The 16,592-nt window shown below is 34.8% G+C and carries 13 protein-coding genes and 1 tRNA gene; 10 read left to right on the plus strand and 4 right to left on the minus strand.

From position 1 onward, the window contains the following. Positions 1-34: 34 nt before the first annotated feature. Positions 35-190, minus strand: coding sequence for a hypothetical protein (locus FFWV33_RS19375; protein ID WP_170111535.1), 156 nt, complete (start codon positions 188-190; stop codon positions 35-37). A 380-nt stretch (positions 191-570) separates the two neighbouring features. Between FFWV33_RS19375 and FFWV33_RS03570 the strand changes: the two genes are divergently transcribed. Next, positions 571-641, plus strand: a tRNA-Trp gene (locus FFWV33_RS03570). A 195-nt stretch (positions 642-836) separates the two neighbouring features. Here FFWV33_RS03570 and FFWV33_RS03575 read toward each other — a convergent pair. After that, entirely contained in the window at positions 837-1,316 is a 480-nt protein-coding gene (locus tag FFWV33_RS03575; protein WP_108739642.1) for a hypothetical protein, read from the minus strand. A gap of 272 nt (positions 1,317-1,588) precedes the next feature. Here FFWV33_RS03575 and metG point away from each other — a divergent pair, with 272 nt between their 5' ends. The 5 genes from metG (at position 1,589) to FFWV33_RS03600 (ending at position 7,844) form a co-directional block, all read left to right on the plus strand. Continuing rightward, complete coding sequence (gene metG / locus FFWV33_RS03580; protein WP_108739643.1) at positions 1,589-3,697, plus strand: methionine--tRNA ligase; 2,109 nt, start codon at positions 1,589-1,591, stop codon at positions 3,695-3,697. 295 nt (positions 3,698-3,992) lie between these two features. After that, a complete protein-coding gene (locus FFWV33_RS03585) occupies positions 3,993-4,607 on the plus strand; it encodes a transposase (RefSeq protein ID WP_108739644.1) in 615 nt (204 codons plus the stop codon). A gap of 104 nt (positions 4,608-4,711) precedes the next feature. Beyond that, a complete protein-coding gene (locus FFWV33_RS03590; RefSeq protein ID WP_108739645.1) occupies positions 4,712-5,593 on the plus strand; it encodes a DMT family transporter in 882 nt (293 codons plus the stop codon). A gap of 38 nt (positions 5,594-5,631) precedes the next feature. After that, positions 5,632-6,321, plus strand: a complete 690-nt coding sequence (locus tag FFWV33_RS03595) for an HAD family hydrolase (protein ID WP_108739646.1) — start codon at positions 5,632-5,634, stop codon at positions 6,319-6,321. 296 nt (positions 6,322-6,617) lie between these two features. Next, positions 6,618-7,844 (plus strand): OmpA family protein, encoded by a 1,227-nt coding sequence (locus FFWV33_RS03600; RefSeq protein WP_108739647.1) that lies wholly within the window; start codon positions 6,618-6,620, stop codon positions 7,842-7,844. Between the two features lie 631 nt (positions 7,845-8,475). Here FFWV33_RS03600 and FFWV33_RS03605 read toward each other — a convergent pair. Beyond that, the gene (locus FFWV33_RS03605) at positions 8,476-8,808 is read right to left on the minus strand and encodes a single-stranded DNA-binding protein (RefSeq protein ID WP_108739648.1); all 333 of its coding nucleotides are present in this window, start codon (positions 8,806-8,808) and stop codon (positions 8,476-8,478) included. Between the two features lie 181 nt (positions 8,809-8,989). Here FFWV33_RS03605 and FFWV33_RS03610 point away from each other — a divergent pair, with 181 nt between their 5' ends. The 4 genes from FFWV33_RS03610 to FFWV33_RS03625 all read left to right on the plus strand — a co-directional run bounded on the left by FFWV33_RS03610 (position 8,990) and on the right by FFWV33_RS03625 (position 14,193). Next, complete coding sequence (locus FFWV33_RS03610; RefSeq protein ID WP_108739649.1) at positions 8,990-10,519, plus strand: bifunctional GNAT family N-acetyltransferase/carbon-nitrogen hydrolase family protein; 1,530 nt, start codon at positions 8,990-8,992, stop codon at positions 10,517-10,519. Positions 10,520-10,726: 207 nt separating this feature from the next. Beyond that, positions 10,727-11,074, plus strand: coding sequence for a hypothetical protein (locus FFWV33_RS03615; RefSeq protein WP_108742439.1), 348 nt, complete (start codon positions 10,727-10,729; stop codon positions 11,072-11,074). A 14-nt stretch (positions 11,075-11,088) separates the two neighbouring features. After that, entirely contained in the window at positions 11,089-13,470 is a 2,382-nt protein-coding gene (locus FFWV33_RS03620; protein ID WP_245891645.1) for a M28 family peptidase, read from the plus strand. 93 nt (positions 13,471-13,563) lie between these two features. Continuing rightward, positions 13,564-14,193, plus strand: a complete 630-nt coding sequence (locus FFWV33_RS03625; RefSeq protein WP_108739650.1) for an MCP four helix bundle domain-containing protein — start codon at positions 13,564-13,566, stop codon at positions 14,191-14,193. Positions 14,194-15,275: 1,082 nt separating this feature from the next. Here FFWV33_RS03625 and FFWV33_RS03635 read toward each other — a convergent pair. Then, positions 15,276-16,262: a T9SS type A sorting domain-containing protein gene (locus tag FFWV33_RS03635; protein WP_108739652.1), complete on the minus strand. Its 987-nt coding sequence runs from the start codon at positions 16,260-16,262 to the stop codon at positions 15,276-15,278. Between the last annotated feature and the right edge of the window lie 330 nt (positions 16,263-16,592).

Below are 16,592 nucleotides of genomic sequence, written 5' to 3' on the forward strand. Positions count from 1 at the left end.
CTTACAAATAAATAATCTTTACCCTTCATTCGATTCATCCGTTTTCTTTTTGTTGGTTCATTTTGGTCACCAACGCTTTTATCCGCAAGGCCGAAGCTTTTTTATCTGCTTGCAATTTTGCCTTTTTCTTATTGAGCAACTTGGTGTGTAGCGCTTTGTTTTTAGTATTTTTTTCGGGTCCTTTCGGCATGTTGACAATCTTAGCTTGTTAGTAATGTAAAGATAAAAAAATATTGAAGTCTATATTAAAGATAAAATTAGAAACAAGGAAATTTATAATATTTCGAAACTATTACTTGTATTCATTTGTACTGTAACTATTATTTTGAACGCCCTAAAAGGAATAAAATAATTTCATTTAATAACAACTTCAAAAATATTTAACAACCAAATCTCACTGGTATTTTCAATTGGCCGTAAAAATTAATTATTTGAAATTAAAAAATAATCTGACATTCAATACATTACAAAAATATTCAAAATTTATTGGCTATACCTGCTCCTGCTGCTAGTTTTTATACCAAATAACAGTATATTTGCGACTCAAGAGCAGTTCATTCTGTTCGTACTACGGGCGTAGTTCAAGGGTAGAATAGCGGTCTCCAAAACCGTTGATGGGGGTTCGAATCCCTCCGCCCGTGCAAGTACATTTTAAACAACAAAGTCTAAGGGTTCTTCCTTAGACTTTGTTGTTTACATTAAAACCTACTGCTAAAATTTCTAAACATAATTCTATAAGTAAATAGTCGCGAAGAAAAATGATTTACATTCTTCTTAATTACTATACTTTTAGTTCGTTTATGTTACGAATGTTTTTAATGGTTGATTGATTTTGATTACAATTTCCAAACCTTCGTAACCACTTCTTTCAATTCTTCCATTTTTTGAGTGCCTATCAAAAGGCTTTTGCCGTTTTTTAGTTCAAGGGCTAGTCCTTTATTTCCTTTTGTGTTATAGACAGTACCATATTTTGTAAACAGTCGAATGCCGTAACCAACAAAACTATATGTAATTAGTTCCGCTGATTTCACATCTTGCCATTGGATACTCTTATTTGTGAAAGAAAAAAAGTTTATTAGAATTTCTTTGTCGTTGATTGTGGTTTTCAATTTCGAAAATAAAAACAAAAGCAACAGCCCAAATGACACTACGGCAGCAATAATGAGTCCGCTGTCTGACATGGGTTTATCTCCAAAAACGCCTCCTAAAATAATCTGTTTGTAAATTCCGTAAGCAGGCATGAGAGCAACACCAATAAGTACAAGCCAAAGCCACCATTGGGTAAATTTTTGTTCTTCTTGGAAATGAGTTTTCATTGATTGAGTTTTTCTACTTTATCAAATATAAGCAATTCTTAAAAATGAAATATAATTAAATACACTAAATTCCTAGCCCTGATAGCAGTGAAATCCTTTTGGGGGCTTTTGTTTTGCCCACAAAAGATTGGAACGGATAACAGGAAATAGCTCCTAATAAAAAGTAGTAAACTTTGAATTGTATTGCTTATTTTTGCACCCAATAAAATAGATACATGAAGTAAGCCTAGGCGAATTACATGTGGCAATTATAAAAACAATACTGTTTACACATGATACAGAATCCAAAAAGATATACCATTACTGCTGCTTTGCCTTATACTAACGGACCCATCCACATTGGACATTTGGCGGGTGTTTACGTACCAGCTGACATTTATTCTCGTTACCTGAGAGCACACAACAAAGATGTTTTGTTTGTATGCGGAAGTGATGAGCACGGTGTGGCCATCTCGATGAAAGCGAAGAAAGAAGGCATTACACCTCAGGAAGTAATTGATAAATATGATGTAATCATTAGAAAATCATTCATTGATTTTGGCGTTTCATTTGATAACTACTCGAGAACTTCGGCTAAAATTCATCATGATACTGCTCAAGATTTTTTTAAAAAATTATACGAACAAGGTGATTTTATCGAGCAAGTAACAGAACAATTATATGATGCAAAAGCAGATCAGTTTTTGGCAGATCGTTTTGTAACGGGTACCTGCCCAAAATGTGGTAACGAAGAAGCATACGGAGATCAATGTGAAAAATGCGGATCTACCTTGAACGCTACCGATTTGATTAATCCAAAATCGACTATTACCGGAGAAATTCCTGTGATGAAAGCAACTAAGCACTGGTTCTTGCCATTGGATAGATACGATGCTTTTTTGAGAGAATGGATTCTTGAAGGACATAAAAATGACTGGAAACCTAATGTTTATGGTCAAGTAAAATCGTGGATTGACGGTGGATTAGAGCCTCGTGCCGTGACGCGTGACTTGGACTGGGGAATTGACGTTCCAGTTGAAGGTGCCGAAGGGAAAAAATTATATGTGTGGTTTGATGCGCCTATTGGATACATTTCTGCATCTAAAGAATGGGCATTGCGCGAAGGAAAAGAATGGGAACCGTACTGGAAAGACCAAGACACAAAACTGGTACATTTTATAGGGAAAGACAATATTGTGTTTCACTGTGTGATTTTCCCAGCGATGTTAAAGGCGGAAGGATCTTATATTTTACCTGATAATGTTCCTGCAAATGAATTCCTGAACTTGGAAGGAAATAAATTGTCAACGTCTAAAAACTGGGCAGTTTGGTTGCACGAATATTTGGAAGAATTTCCGGGGCAGCAAGATGTTTTGCGTTATGCTTTAACATCAAATGCTCCAGAAACAAAAGACAACGACTTTACTTGGAAGGATTTTCAAGCTAGAAACAACAATGAATTGGTAGCAATTTTTGGAAACTTTATCAACCGTGTGGTGGTGTTGACCAATAAATATTATAATGGAATTGTTCCTACACCAATCTCACTAACCACCGAAGGTGGAATGACCGAGTTTACGGAAGTAGATTTGCAAACGTTGGCGGAATTAAAAGCATATCCTGCTGTGATTTCGAGTTCGATTGAGCGTTACCGTTTTAGAGAAGCATTGGGAGAATTAATGAATGTGGCTCGTTTGGGTAATAAATATTTGGCAGACGAAGAGCCTTGGAAAGTAATGAAAGACAACCCAGAGCGCGTACACACACAAATGTATGTGGCGTTGCAGATTTCGGCAGCATTGAGTACACTTTGTGAGCCATTCTTGCCTTTTACTTCTGAAAAACTAAAACGCATATTGAATATTACAGCTGCAGATGCTCCAATAACTTGGGATACGATTTCGGAATCTTCAGATTTATTGGTAGCTGGACACCAAATAGGACAAGCAGAATTACTTTTTTCAAAAATAGAAGACGAAGAAATTCAAAAACAAATAGACAAATTGGAAGCTACAAAAACCGCTAATAAGGAAGAGATTGCTTCGTCCCTCGCAAAGACGGAACCACAAAAAGAAACAATTCAGTTTGAGGATTTTGCCAAAATGGACATTCGAGTGGGTACAATTCTAGAGGCCGAAAAAATGCCAAAGGCAAACAAACTTTTGGTTTTAAAAGTTGATACCGGAATTGATGTTCGCACCATCGTGTCGGGAATTGCAGAAAGTTTCAAACCTGAAGACATTATCGGGAAACGCGTGAGTGTTTTGGTAAATTTAGCACCAAGAGCATTACGCGGCGTAGAAAGTCAAGGTATGATTTTGATGGCTACTAATACTGAAGGGAAATTGGTTTTCATCAATCCAGATGCAGAAGGTGTTCCTAATGGAGATATGGTTAGTTAAAAAAGAAAATAAATATTTATTCGCAGAGACGTTGCATTGCAACGTCTCTTTTTTTTTCCACAACGTTTATAATTTCAACCAAAACGTAATTTCATTTCTTCCAAAACGTAATTTTTTATTCGCAAAAACATATTATTGATGTCAAAAATTTCTCTATCGAATATGTTTCCATTTATTGGAACATTTATATTTTTGGAATGCATTTATATTTGACATATTTATTATATTCGTTATTGTTAACATCCACAATCAAGAGACGTTGCAGTGCAACGTCCCTACCGCAAACGATTCTAAAATGCCTGATAAATTTCGAAATAAATACCGCATCTCCTCCAGCCGATTAAAAAATTGGGATTACGGAAAAAATGGCGCCTATTTCATAACTATTTGTACTGGAAACCGAGAGCACTTTTTTGGCGAAATTGTATCCGTAAATAATGATAACGAAATACAATTTACTGAAATTGGTCAATTCGCACATCAATTTTGGTTAGAGATTCCCAAACATTTTCCGTTTGTGGAATTAGGAAATTTTCAGGTAATGCCCAATCATATTCATGGTATATTGATTATTGATAAAAAAGACAATGTGGATGCGTTGCGTTTACAGACGTTGCGTGTGGATGATGTACAGACGTTGCCCGTGGATGATGTACAGACGTTGCAGTGCAACGTCTCTACCGAAAACAAAAAAATGGCGATGATTTCACCAAAATCGGGATCGATTTCTACCATCATACGTTCTTATAAATCGGTGGTAACCAAAAACAGCCATCATATTGACGCTAAATTTAAATGGCAAGAACGTTTTCACGACCATATTATTCGTACATCAGATTCGTTTGAACGCATTCAAAATTACATCGAAAATAATGTGGCAAATTGGAAAGAAGATAAATTTTTCGATTAGAAAAATCTTTCTAAACCGATTATTACAATATCGAATTAAAGAATTAGAACACAATTTATTATCAAACCACTGAGTAATACTTTTAATAGCTCAATAATGCAAAAATGACAAACGCAAAACCTAGATTAGCCCTCGTTTTCGGAATACTTTGTATTTCTATTTTTCCAATATTGGTGAAGCTCAAACTAACTCCGGGGTTAATTTCAGCTTTTTATAGGATGGCTATCGCTTTCTCCTTATTATTACCATATGTTGTGTTAACAAAAAAGCTACACATACCTTCATTAAAATATTGCCTATTGGCTACTATTTGCGGTATTTTGTTCGCATCAGATGTAGCGGTTTGGAATATTGCGATTCAAGAGTCAAGTGCTACTCAAGCCTCTTTACTCACCAACTTATCACCTCTATGGGTAGGAATGTTATCTTTTGTGTTTTTAAAAAACAAACCCGCAACCAATTTTTGGATCGGCACTGTAATAGCCTTATTTGGTATGGCCATGTTGGTAGGTTTTCGATTTTTTTTAGAACTAAATTTTGATGCAGCTTTCTTGTTGGCTGTATTGTCTGGAATATTTTATTCTATCTATTTATTGGTGAGTAAAAAAGCACTTAGCCAAATTGATGTTTTATCTTTTATGACCATTAGTTTACTAGCATCCTCCATATATTTGGCCATTGTTTGCTTGATTATGAACGAACCTTTTTCTGGTTTCACAAATCAGGGGTGGCTAGTATTATTTACACAAGCAGTTGTTTGCCAATTAATGGCATGGATATCAGTAAGCTATGCCACACAACACATGAGACCAACTCGGGTTTCCCTAAGTTTATTAGGGCAAGCTGTCTTGACAACAGTTTTGGCTTGGGCATTTTTAGATGAAAACATTACTTTAAATATGATCATTGGTGGTATCATATTATTGAGTGGTATTAGAATCACTTTCTACACCAAAACAATTTCATTACAAAATAAATCTGCTTAAAAAGCGTAACAAACTATATTAGAAATCAACTAACAAACATGAAAAATTTAAAAGTGATAGCCTTCGATGCTGATGATACCTTATTTGTCAACGAAACTTTTTTTGGAGAAGCAGAAGAAAAGTTCTGTAGCCTTATGAGCGACTACTTATCAAAACAAAGCATTTCACAAGAACTCTTCAAAACACAAATCAACAATTTACCTACTTACGGATACGGAATCAAAGGCTACATCTTGTCGATGATCGAAACTGCAATGAGCATATCCAACAATACTATACCTGTAGAATATATCGAAAAGATCATTCAGTACGGAAAAGACTTGACCGAAAAGCCTATTGAATTACTCGAAGGTGTTGTTGAAACCTTAGAATTACTAACCGGAAAATATAAATTGGTCGTAGCTACAAAAGGCGATTTATTAGATCAAAGACGAAAATTACATAAATCAGGATTAGGAAAATATTTTCACCATATTGAAGTTATGTCAGATAAACAGCAAATCGATTATTTAGATTTACTAAAACGATTAGAGGTAGCTCCTGAAGATTTTTTAATGATTGGAAACTCGTTAAAATCGGATATTTTACCAGTATTAGAAATTGGAGGATATGCTGTCCATATTCCGTTTCATACTACATGGGAACATGAGCGTATAAATCATAAAATTGAGCACGAAAACTTCAGAACTGCCGTTATCATGACAGAATTAGCTAATTTACTGTCTTAAAAACTCCGTTTTAACCTCTTATATCTTATAAAAAATAGCTTTTTCAATGTTGTTTCTATGTTAAAATTGAAAAAAAGAGCAAATAAGGATATATGTCAAAATGGAGTTATTTATTACAATACTAATAATTTTATCCCTTAATTTTTAAATGATTTGCAAAATAAAGTCCTAATAACGCAAATTGTACCGTGATAATTATTTAACATTTGTACTGAAAAATAAGCAAAAAGACAAACGAAGGGTAAAAACTGTTAATTTTCGAAAAAAATATATACTTTTATAAAAAATTTAAAACAATGAAAAAACTTATAATTACTTTGGTTTTTGCATCAGCTTTTACAGGAGTAAATGCACAGAATGAGGCAAAAAAAGAAAACGAAACTGAGAAGTACAACAAATGGTCTATCGAAGTTGCAGGTGGAGTTAGCAAACCTTTGAACCGTTTAGGTGGTTCTTTCGGATTTGTAACACCAGTTACTGTTGATTTAGGTCTTAGATACATGATCAACAACAAATTTGGTATCAAAGGAGACTTAGGTTACAACACATTGCAAGAAAAAGACGGAGCACCAGAATTCAATTCAAGATACTACAGAGGAGATATCCAAGCTGTAGCTAACTTAGGTAGAATTATGAACTTCGAAACTTGGACAAATACAATCGGACTTTTAGGTCATGGTGGTGTTGGTTTAGGAATGGTTAGATCTGGTGATGTTAAGGACTGGGTTGGAAACGGAATCTTAGGATTAACTTTGCAAGCTAAACTTTCTGATCACTTTGCATTAACAATGGACGGAAGTGCTATTTTAAATGTTAGACAAGATTTATTGTTTACAGCTGCTCCATCTGGTAAAGTTGGTTACGGTGGAATCCTTAACGGTACTGTTGGTGTTACTTACTATATTGGTAAAAACACAAAACATGCTGACTGGATTGTACTTGATTCAACAAACGGATTGGAAAAAAGAGTTTCTGAGTTAGAAGCTATGAACGCTGATACTGACAGAGACGGAATCGTTGATTATTTAGATCTTGAGCCAAACACTATGTCTGGAGCAATGGTTGATGGTAAAGGACGTGCTATTGATGCAAACAAAAACGGAATTCCTGACGAAATCGAAAAATACATCGATGCAAAATACAAAGGTGGAAACGGTTCTGGAGTTAGTGATGACACTATCAAAGGTTTAGTTAATGGTGGATACGTAAGTGTATTCTTTGACTTTAACAAATCTACTCCAAACACTGAATCTACAGATGCTGTAGCTTACGTATTGACTTACTTAAGAAACAATCCTTCTGCTTCAGTTGACATTATTGGTCATGCTGATGAAGTTGGAAGTACATCTTACAACAACAACTTATCTTCTGCAAGAGCAAATAACGTTAAAGAAACTTTATTGAAATCTAACATTGCTGCTTCAAGATTGAACGTTGTAGCTGCTGGTGAAGATACATCAGTAGATGTAAACTCTGATGCTGCTAGAAAATTAGTAAGAAGAGTATCTTTCATGATAAAATAATTAATTATCACATATTAAAAAGCTCCAAAGAGAAATCTTTGGAGCTTTTTTTTTAGTATCACATGAGTGTGTGTACAAATAGAAACGCCTCAAAAGTATCTTTTGGGGCGTTTCTATTCTATAACGCTTTCGAACTAAAAAATCATTAGGTATAGCTCAGTTGATTGAAACGATAGGTAACACAAAATTAGAAGCCTCTAACTAACCCAACAATTCACAGATAATATTTTACAACTTAGAATCAATTACAAAAAACTACGTCATTCACAATTCATGACTTATAAGTCAATATCAAATGAATCCATGCTTTAACTCGTTACGACCTTCATCCTCGATACAATTAAAATATAAGCTGTAACTATCTCTTTTTCTTTAGAAGTTTTATAAGAATGACAATAACTAGGTTCTGAACAGTCCAACAAACATCACATTCTACTACAACATAAAATAATTGATAACACTCCTAGAATCACAAATGACTCTTAAGAACTTACCAATCTCACCTTACCCCTTGGCTACGAAATAACACAGTTCATCCATAAGGTAAATGCAACTAAATTTCGTTGAATAAAATGAAAAAGCCCTAGCAAGTAGCGTACTCACTAGGACTTTTATTTATAGACTAAAGAAACTATTTACTCAACAGCAATATCTCTGTTACCACTACTTCTGTGACATAACGCTTCTCTCCATTTTTGTCGTCATAAGTGCGATGGGTCAATTTTCCTTCAATTGCAATTTCTTTCCCTTTCACTACATATTTTTCAATAATCTCTGCAGTCCTTCCCCAAGCAACCAAACGATGCCATTGTGTCTCTTCCACCTTCTCCCCTTTTTCGTTTTTGTAACTATCATTTGTGGCTAGTGTGAAGTTGGCTAATTTTTTTCCACCTTCAAAATTTTTGATCTCTGGGTCGTTACCTAAGTGACCAATTAACTGAACTCTGTTTTTTAATGCATTCATGGCGTATATATTTTATAAGTTATTTGTACGTGTTGACACTTTCAATTCATCAACAGTGCAAAGATGCGACAGCGGCAAAAAGTTATTCGGTTATCATTCAATTACTTTCGGTTGTAAATATTTGTAAGCGTTTGTAAACGGATACATTTTTTCGTATCTTAGCATAAATCAAACAGACTATATGCAAGCAGAAATTAATAAAGTTGAATTAAGAAACTTAAAAGTAGCAGATTATAAAGAGTTAAAAAAATCGATGATCGAATCGTATCCTGAGATGGCAGACAGCTATTGGGACGAAGCGCAAATCAAAAAACTATTAAAGCTTTTCCCCGAAGGACAATTGGTTATTATTGTTGATGATGTGGTGGTAGGATCAGCTTTGTCACTTATTGTCGATGAAGATTTAGTAGACAAAAATCATAATTACGCACAAATCACAGGTCAATATACTTTCTCTACACATACTTATAAGGGAGATGTATTATATGGAATTGATGTTTTTGTCCACCCAAAATACAGAGGACTCCGTTTAGGACGAAGACTGTATGATGCTCGAAAAGAAATTTGCGAACAGTTCAACCTAAAATCTATTGTTTTTGCAGGAAGGATTCCGAACTACGGAAAATATGCACTAGAACTTACTCCAAAGGAATATATTGACAAGGTAAAAAGAAAAGAAATTCATGATCCCGTACTTTCTTTTCAGTTAAGCAACGAATTTCACGTGATGCGAATCATGAAGAATTATTTGCAAGGTGATACACAATCAAAAGAGTTTGCAGCCTTACTAGAATGGAATAATATTTATTATGATGACAGTCCCAAAATCATCAATCAAACAAAAAGTGTCATTCGATTAGGACTGATTCAATGGCAAATGCGTCCGCTGAAAGATCTTGATGCTTTGTTTGAACAGTCAGAATTTTTTATTGATGCTGTGTCTGGGTACGGAAGTGATTTTGCGGTTTTCCCAGAGTTATTTATCGCTCCTTTGATGGCAGACTACAATCATTTATCTGAAGCTGATGCTATTAGAGAATTGGCAAAATATGCGGAACCGATTAAAAGACGTTTTCAAGAATTAGCAATTGCTTACAATATCAATATCATTACCGGAAGTATGCCTAATTTGATTGATGGCGTACTATACAATTGTGGTTTTTTATGTAAACGAGATGGTACAAACGAAATGTATACCAAAATACACATCACACCAAACGAAGTATTCCATTGGGGAATTACGGGCGGAAACACCATTCAAACATTCGATACTGATTGCGGAAAAATTGGAATTATAATTTGTTACGATGTGGAGTTCCCAGAACTTTCGAGACTTATGGCGGATGAAGGAATGAACATTCTATTTGTACCATTCTTGACGGACACACAAAACGGATACACACGTGTGAAACATTGTGCACAAGCCCGTGCTATTGAAAACGAGTGTTATGTGGCTATTGCGGGTTGCGTAGGGAACTTACCGAAGGTAAACAACATGGACATTCAATATGCACAAACAGCAGTATTTACACCTTCTGATTTTGCTTTTCCAAGTAACGGAATCAAAGCGGAAACTACACCTAATACAGAAATGACCCTTATTGTTGATGTCGATTTAGATTTATTAAAAGAGCTTCACGAGCATGGTAGTGTCAAAATTTTGAAAGATAGACGTCACGACTTATACAAAATAAAGAAAACTATTAAGTAGTTACTGAGTTCTAAACGACTAAGTTCCTAAGAACAAGTGAATACTTACATATGTATGGTCCTTTGGATTGAAAACGCAGACAAAAAACAGTTTAGTCCTAATTCTTCAAAACAAAAACCATATAATTACAAGTTACTAGATTTATAAAATGTTCTAGATTCAACGTTTTAGGGACTTAGAATCGAAATGAAAAAAAATAATCTAACTATGAAGAGTTGTTTAGAATGTGGTGAAAAAATCATCGGTCGAGAGGACAAAAAATTCTGTAGTGATGGCTGCCGAAATGCTTATAATAATAAGATCAACAAAGACAGCAACAACTATATGCGCAACATCAATAATAAGTTGCGAAAGAATTACCGAATCCTATGCGGCTTAAACACCGAAGGAAAATCAAAGACAACCAAATCAAAGTTACTAAGTCAAGGATTTGATTTTGATTTTTTTACCAGTATTCTAAAAACAAAAACAGGAAATACCTATTATTTCTTGTACGATCAAGGATACCTACTTTTAGAAAATGATTTTTATATGCTAGTCAAAAAAGATATTTAATTCCGTTACGCATCATGATAAAAAAGTTTGGTTCCCTCATTATCGTTAGCATCCTATTACTAGTTTTAGGATTCATGTATTACACCATAATGCCGCAAGCGAGCACAGAAACAAATGTGCCTTTAAACGAATTTTCGACCAAGAGGGCATTTGCACATGTTCAAGCAATAGCCAAAAAGCCTCACTATGTAGGTTCCAAAAATCATGAAGTTGTAGCGCAATATCTTCAAACCAAGTTAAAAAAACTAGGATTAGAAACCAGCATTCAAGAAGGCTATACTTTAACCGATTGGGGTAATTTGGTTTATTCGAAAAATATTATGACGCGTATCAAAGGAAGCCAATCCTCTAGCGCATTACTATTGCTCACCCATTATGACAGCGCACCGCATTCGGCCTCATTTGGAGCGAGTGATGCAGGCTCGGGCGTAGCGACCATCTTAGAGAGTGTTCGTGCTTTTTTACATGCCAAAAAACAACACAAAAACGACATCATCATCCTGTTTTCTGACGCAGAAGAATTAGGACTTAATGGCGCATCATTATTTGTTACCCAACACAAATGGGCCAAAGAAATAGGATTAGCGCTCAACTTCGAAGCTAGAGGAACATCTGGACCTAGCTATATGCTTATGGAAACCAATGGTGGTAACGCTGGCTTGGTGAATCATTTTGCAAATGCTAGCATGCCTTTCCCTGTTTCCAACTCCTTGATGTATAGCATTTACAAAATGTTGCCCAACGATACCGATTTAACTGTATTTAGAAAACAAGGAAATATCCAAGGACTAAATTTCGCCTTCATCGATGGTCATTACAACTACCATACAGCACAAGACGACAGCAAGCACCTAGATCAAAATACCTTAGCACATCAGGGTTCCTACCTAATGCCTTTATTAGATTATTTTTCGAATATAAATCTAAAAACCACAGCATCGACTGACGACGATGTGTATTTTAGTCTGCCATTCAGCTTTGTACATTATCCCTTTGATTGGGTGCAAATCATGCTTTATGTTGCCATTGCTATTTTTGTACTCATCGTGTTTTTAGGCAAAGCGAAAAGAATTTTGTCTTTTGGAGCCATCGCAAGAGGTTTTGTCCCACTGTTTGCTAGCTTGCTGTTTTCAGGAGGATTGGCTTATTTTGGATGGAAAGTATTGTTGTCGATCTATCCACAGTACAATGATTTACTAAATGGGTTCACGTATAATGGGCATGACTACATAGCGGCCTTTGTCGCATTATCAGTATCCATTTGTTTTTTCTTTTACAACCTCATCCCTAGCACCAAAGGCACAAAGTCCAATTGGGTAGCACCATTATTTATTTGGTTAGTCATCAATGGTGCTATCGCCTTTTATTTGCAAGGTGCAGGTTTCTTGATTCTTCCGGTATTTTTTGCACTTGTTAGTTTTGGAACGTATACTGCCATCCAAAAGAACAGTCCCTGGCTAAACTTGGTTGTGGCACTACCTGCGCTATTAATCATTGCACCATTTATCTATATGTTTCCAGTAGGATTGGGACTCAAAATGTTGGTTGGTAGTGCAGTTTTGACAGCATTACTCTTCAGTTTACTACTGCCCGTATTTGACAATTTCGACAGAAAAGGAATTTGGTCTTTGTTTTTCATTATCTTATCCATAGGCTTTTTTACAAAGGCACATTTTGCATCTGGTTACGAAAAAGGCAAGGCAAAATCCAATAGTTTAGTTTACCTATACGATGCTGATTTGCATAAAGCCTCGTATGTGACGTACGACAAAAACCTAGACAACTGGACACAAAAATATTTAGGATCTAACCCACAGACTACAAAACTGCAAGAGGATATTCCGTTGTTTAGCAAGTACAACAGTAAATTTACCTATGCCACAGAAACCACCGTTCAGGCTATTGCCCCACCAACAATTGCGTTTTTAAAAGATAGCTTAGCGGGTAACTTACACTATTACAAAATTAAAATCACACCCAACCGAAACGTTAATCGTTACGACATTTTTGCAGACGAGAAAATGGATTTTCAGCATTTTAAAGCCAACGGTGTGTCGCAACTCGAAGCCAGCACTGATCGAATGGAACGAAACGGAAAAAAAATAGTAAGCTTCTATGTTGTAAACAATCGTCCGTTAGAACTCGAATTTATACTCAATCGTGCAACAATTTTTGATATGAATCTACTCGAAAGTTCGTTTGATTTATTACAAAATCCTTTATTCAACATAGTGCCAAGAGAAGATTGGATGATGCCTACACCATTTGTACTTACTGATGCTGTTTGTATTAAAAAGAAAATCAAACCGAGTCCTGTTATTATTGAAGCCATTCCTGAAAACACTACTGCAGTACAACAAAATATCGCCACAGTACCACTACCTGTTACCAACTAGAATAAAAAACATAACAAACAATAAAGTAAACTATTCTAAATCATTTGTTTACCAAAAATAATCCCGTATCTTTAAAAATCAAATACACTGATCATGAAAGATATAAAGCAACTAAACAGGAAATCAAAAGCTGCAATGGTTTTAATCTTTGTAACCTTATTACTGCTGATTAGCAACTACTTTATTGGACAAAATTCTAAGAAAACGAATGAACACATACGAGCAATTTACAATGATCGGTTGTTGGTTAGTCATTATATTTTTCAATACAACAATACCATCCATCAAATCATAGCAGCAGCTTCACAGCCGAAAGCAACCGAAGGCAAAACTCAAATTTGGATACAAAACCAAATAGAAGCTATGGAGGTTTTGCACAAAAAATATCTCCAAACTGTTTTGACCATCGATGAGCAGGTTCATTTTTCAAAATTGCAACAACAATGCACACAATTAGTTGTATTAAGTGAACAATATCGCTGGGAAGAAACAACTTATCTAGCACATCAAACGCTATTAACCTTAACAACCTTGTCGCAATTGCAAATTGACGAAGGAAAAACAACCCTTACAACTGCAAATGCACTACACAGCGGCAATCAACTCGTAACTCAATTTGAGGTAGGCCTTTTCATTCTGCTAGGGTGTTTATCGATGTATTTGTTGGTTTTAAAAAAAATGAAGTACAACATAAAAATCCCCCAAGCACCAAGCTTAAACTAGTTTTTTGGGACTTTGTGTTTAGGTTCGAAAACTTGTAATAATCGGTTTATGTATGTAGGCATTAGGATGAACAAACGCTGAACTTCACCGAAGTTTCCGCCAGGAATAGCCGAGCGTAAATATTGTGATCTCCCATTTGAAGTTAATATACCCAAAAATTTTGATGTATAAAAAAAGACAAACCAGGAAGATGTTTTTTGAGTAGTTTGCATATGTAACTTGAAAGAGTTCTAGATATGAGAATACGGGAAGATAATTAGTTACCCAAAAGATAACAATTTAGGGAGTACTGAAATAGAGCTCATATAAACAAAAGTTTCTATTCTGCCTAACATACCACGACACAGTAACTTTTATCACTCTAAACATGCTTAAAATTCGAAATAAAAGCGGTACTTATTAACAATTAAACTAATTTGTAAACAACATATAGCCAGTTTGATAAATAAAATCCTGATAATCAAACGTTTAGCGCTTATTTCTGAATTTACAAAAAATTAGGTGTATTATAAAAATGCATTATCTTTGTAAAACGAAAAACCCTGAATGACGGTTCAGGGTTTTCTAGGAAAATATTTTCTAAATAACTTAAATCCAACACTTATGGAACAAGTAATCATTACACTAACATTAATACTATTATTAGTGTTAGCAGTTAAGCATTAACATCTAAAACCACTCCTTATGGGGTGGATTTTTAGTACTAACAAATGATATGCGCAAATATACGTATCAAAGTTGAATAATATTAGTAATACTTAAATTTTTATATAATTTCTGTGAATAATATAGCTGGTTGATTTGAATTATAATGAGGGTAAAGCTTGCACTTGCCTTTTTAGTATTTCTACTTATACCAGCGGGGGGTAGTTACTTAGCATATAAATGTTTGTTTTAACATGAAAGCATAACAATCCCTTTTTTATAACCAAAAAAAGTTGTAATCGTTTTAATGATTACAACTTTCATATTATTTTGCTTGATCAATTTTGTGGGCATAGCCATCCCGAAGCGTCAGCACTGCGCTTACGATTCAAGAAAAACCTGCGCGATCGGATTAAAAGCGGACTTTGTAAATATAGTTATTTAACAATCAGTTCTTTAGTTAGATTTTGATTTCCCATTTGAAAGAATAATAGATAAGTTCCTTTTGCCCAATTAGTCACGTCAATTTGGCTAGGATTTAGAATGGTTTTTGTCAAGGCGCCACTCATTGTATAAACTTTCAAAGTTTCTATTGTCTTGGTAGAATTAATAAAAATGATATGGCTTGCTGGGTTTGGATATACTTTGACGGTGTTGTTTAGCACTACATCATTTACCCCTAAATTATATTGGCAATTAGTACTGAATGAAGAGGTATTGTCATATGACCATGTTGTTGTTCGAACGCTAGACATGTCGTCTACTTGGATGCAAGATAAAGTCGAATTTCCGGTAGATTTCATCAAATTGAAAAATAATGTTTTACCATTGTTTAAGTTCAAAGACTTTAATTTATTCGTTCTACAGTCAATAGAGGTTAATTTCACATTTAAACTAATGTCAATATTTTCAATTTTATTGCTTTCACAACCTAGGTCGGATAGCAGAACGTTTTTTGATAAGTCTAATACTGTAAGTTGATTGTAGCCTGTTCTAAGCCTTGTAAGGTTGGTGTTTTTAGAAAGATTTAAAGAGGTGAGTGAGTTGTACGTGCACTCTAGGGTTGTTAGCTCTGTTAGAGGTTCTAGATTTAATACAGTTAGTTTGTTTCCCGAACAATATAATGATGTTAATTTGTTGTTACTCGCAAGGTCTAATGTAAGTAAACTGTTATAAGTACAATTTAGAGAGTTAAAGTTAATAAAAGATTCAATTCCGGATAAAGATGCAATTGATTTCCAGCTACAGTCCATTGATCCAGTGTAGGCTGCTGCTTCTGCTGTACTGATTTCCGCATCGCCATTCGTGTTAATGCTGGTTTTGGAAACTAGGAAGGCTTTGAACTTTGCGTCTGGAATTATAACATTTTGGGATTGTACAAGCGTAAAAGTCAGTAAAAAAAGGAATTGTAAAATTGATTTCATATTAATTTTTGCTGGATTATTAGGGCGCGAAGGTAGGATTTTTAAGTATTATTGATTGAATACTATCCAGAAACTTTGAATACAATCTGTAAAACATTTGGCAGGTTCTGATTTTGTTGGTTTTATAGTATTTTATTGAGAAAATAAGTTAGGTTTAAAGACCCGATCGCTCGGATTAGAATATGAATTAGAAGTAATCTGGCTAGATTTGTTATAGTCGCCAATTGTTATGGGCACGGAATGTAATTCCGTGCTATCGTTAGCGAGGACTTTAGTGCATATCCGAGCGATCGGGTTTACAACTGTTCGCCATCTAAAAGTTATTTATCC

The organism is Flavobacterium faecale (assembly GCF_003076455.1).
Taxonomy (GTDB): Bacteria; Bacteroidota; Bacteroidia; order Flavobacteriales; family Flavobacteriaceae; genus Flavobacterium; species Flavobacterium faecale.

Excerpts from the sequence above, each read along its gene's own strand:
- FFWV33_RS03595 (WP_108739646.1), top strand. The coding sequence starts at position 5,632 with ATGAAAAATTTAAAAGTGATAGCCTTCGATGCTGATGATACCTTATTT.
- FFWV33_RS03585 (WP_108739644.1), top strand. The coding sequence starts at position 3,993 with ATGCCTGATAAATTTCGAAATAAATACCGCATCTCCTCCAGCCGATTA.
- FFWV33_RS03610 (WP_108739649.1), top strand. The coding sequence starts at position 8,990 with ATGCAAGCAGAAATTAATAAAGTTGAATTAAGAAACTTAAAAGTAGCA.
- FFWV33_RS19375 (WP_170111535.1), bottom strand. The coding sequence starts at position 190 with ATGCCGAAAGGACCCGAAAAAAATACTAAAAACAAAGCGCTACACACC.
- FFWV33_RS03620 (WP_245891645.1), top strand. The coding sequence starts at position 11,089 with ATGATAAAAAAGTTTGGTTCCCTCATTATCGTTAGCATCCTATTACTA.
- metG (WP_108739643.1), top strand. The coding sequence starts at position 1,589 with ATGATACAGAATCCAAAAAGATATACCATTACTGCTGCTTTGCCTTAT.
- FFWV33_RS03590 (WP_108739645.1), top strand. The coding sequence starts at position 4,712 with ATGACAAACGCAAAACCTAGATTAGCCCTCGTTTTCGGAATACTTTGT.
- FFWV33_RS03575 (WP_108739642.1), bottom strand. The coding sequence starts at position 1,316 with ATGAAAACTCATTTCCAAGAAGAACAAAAATTTACCCAATGGTGGCTT.
- FFWV33_RS03635 (WP_108739652.1), bottom strand. The coding sequence starts at position 16,262 with ATGAAATCAATTTTACAATTCCTTTTTTTACTGACTTTTACGCTTGTA.
- FFWV33_RS03625 (WP_108739650.1), top strand. The coding sequence starts at position 13,564 with ATGAAAGATATAAAGCAACTAAACAGGAAATCAAAAGCTGCAATGGTT.
- FFWV33_RS03605 (WP_108739648.1), bottom strand. The coding sequence starts at position 8,808 with ATGAATGCATTAAAAAACAGAGTTCAGTTAATTGGTCACTTAGGTAAC.
- FFWV33_RS03615 (WP_108742439.1), top strand. The coding sequence starts at position 10,727 with ATGAAGAGTTGTTTAGAATGTGGTGAAAAAATCATCGGTCGAGAGGAC.
- FFWV33_RS03600 (WP_108739647.1), top strand. The coding sequence starts at position 6,618 with ATGAAAAAACTTATAATTACTTTGGTTTTTGCATCAGCTTTTACAGGA.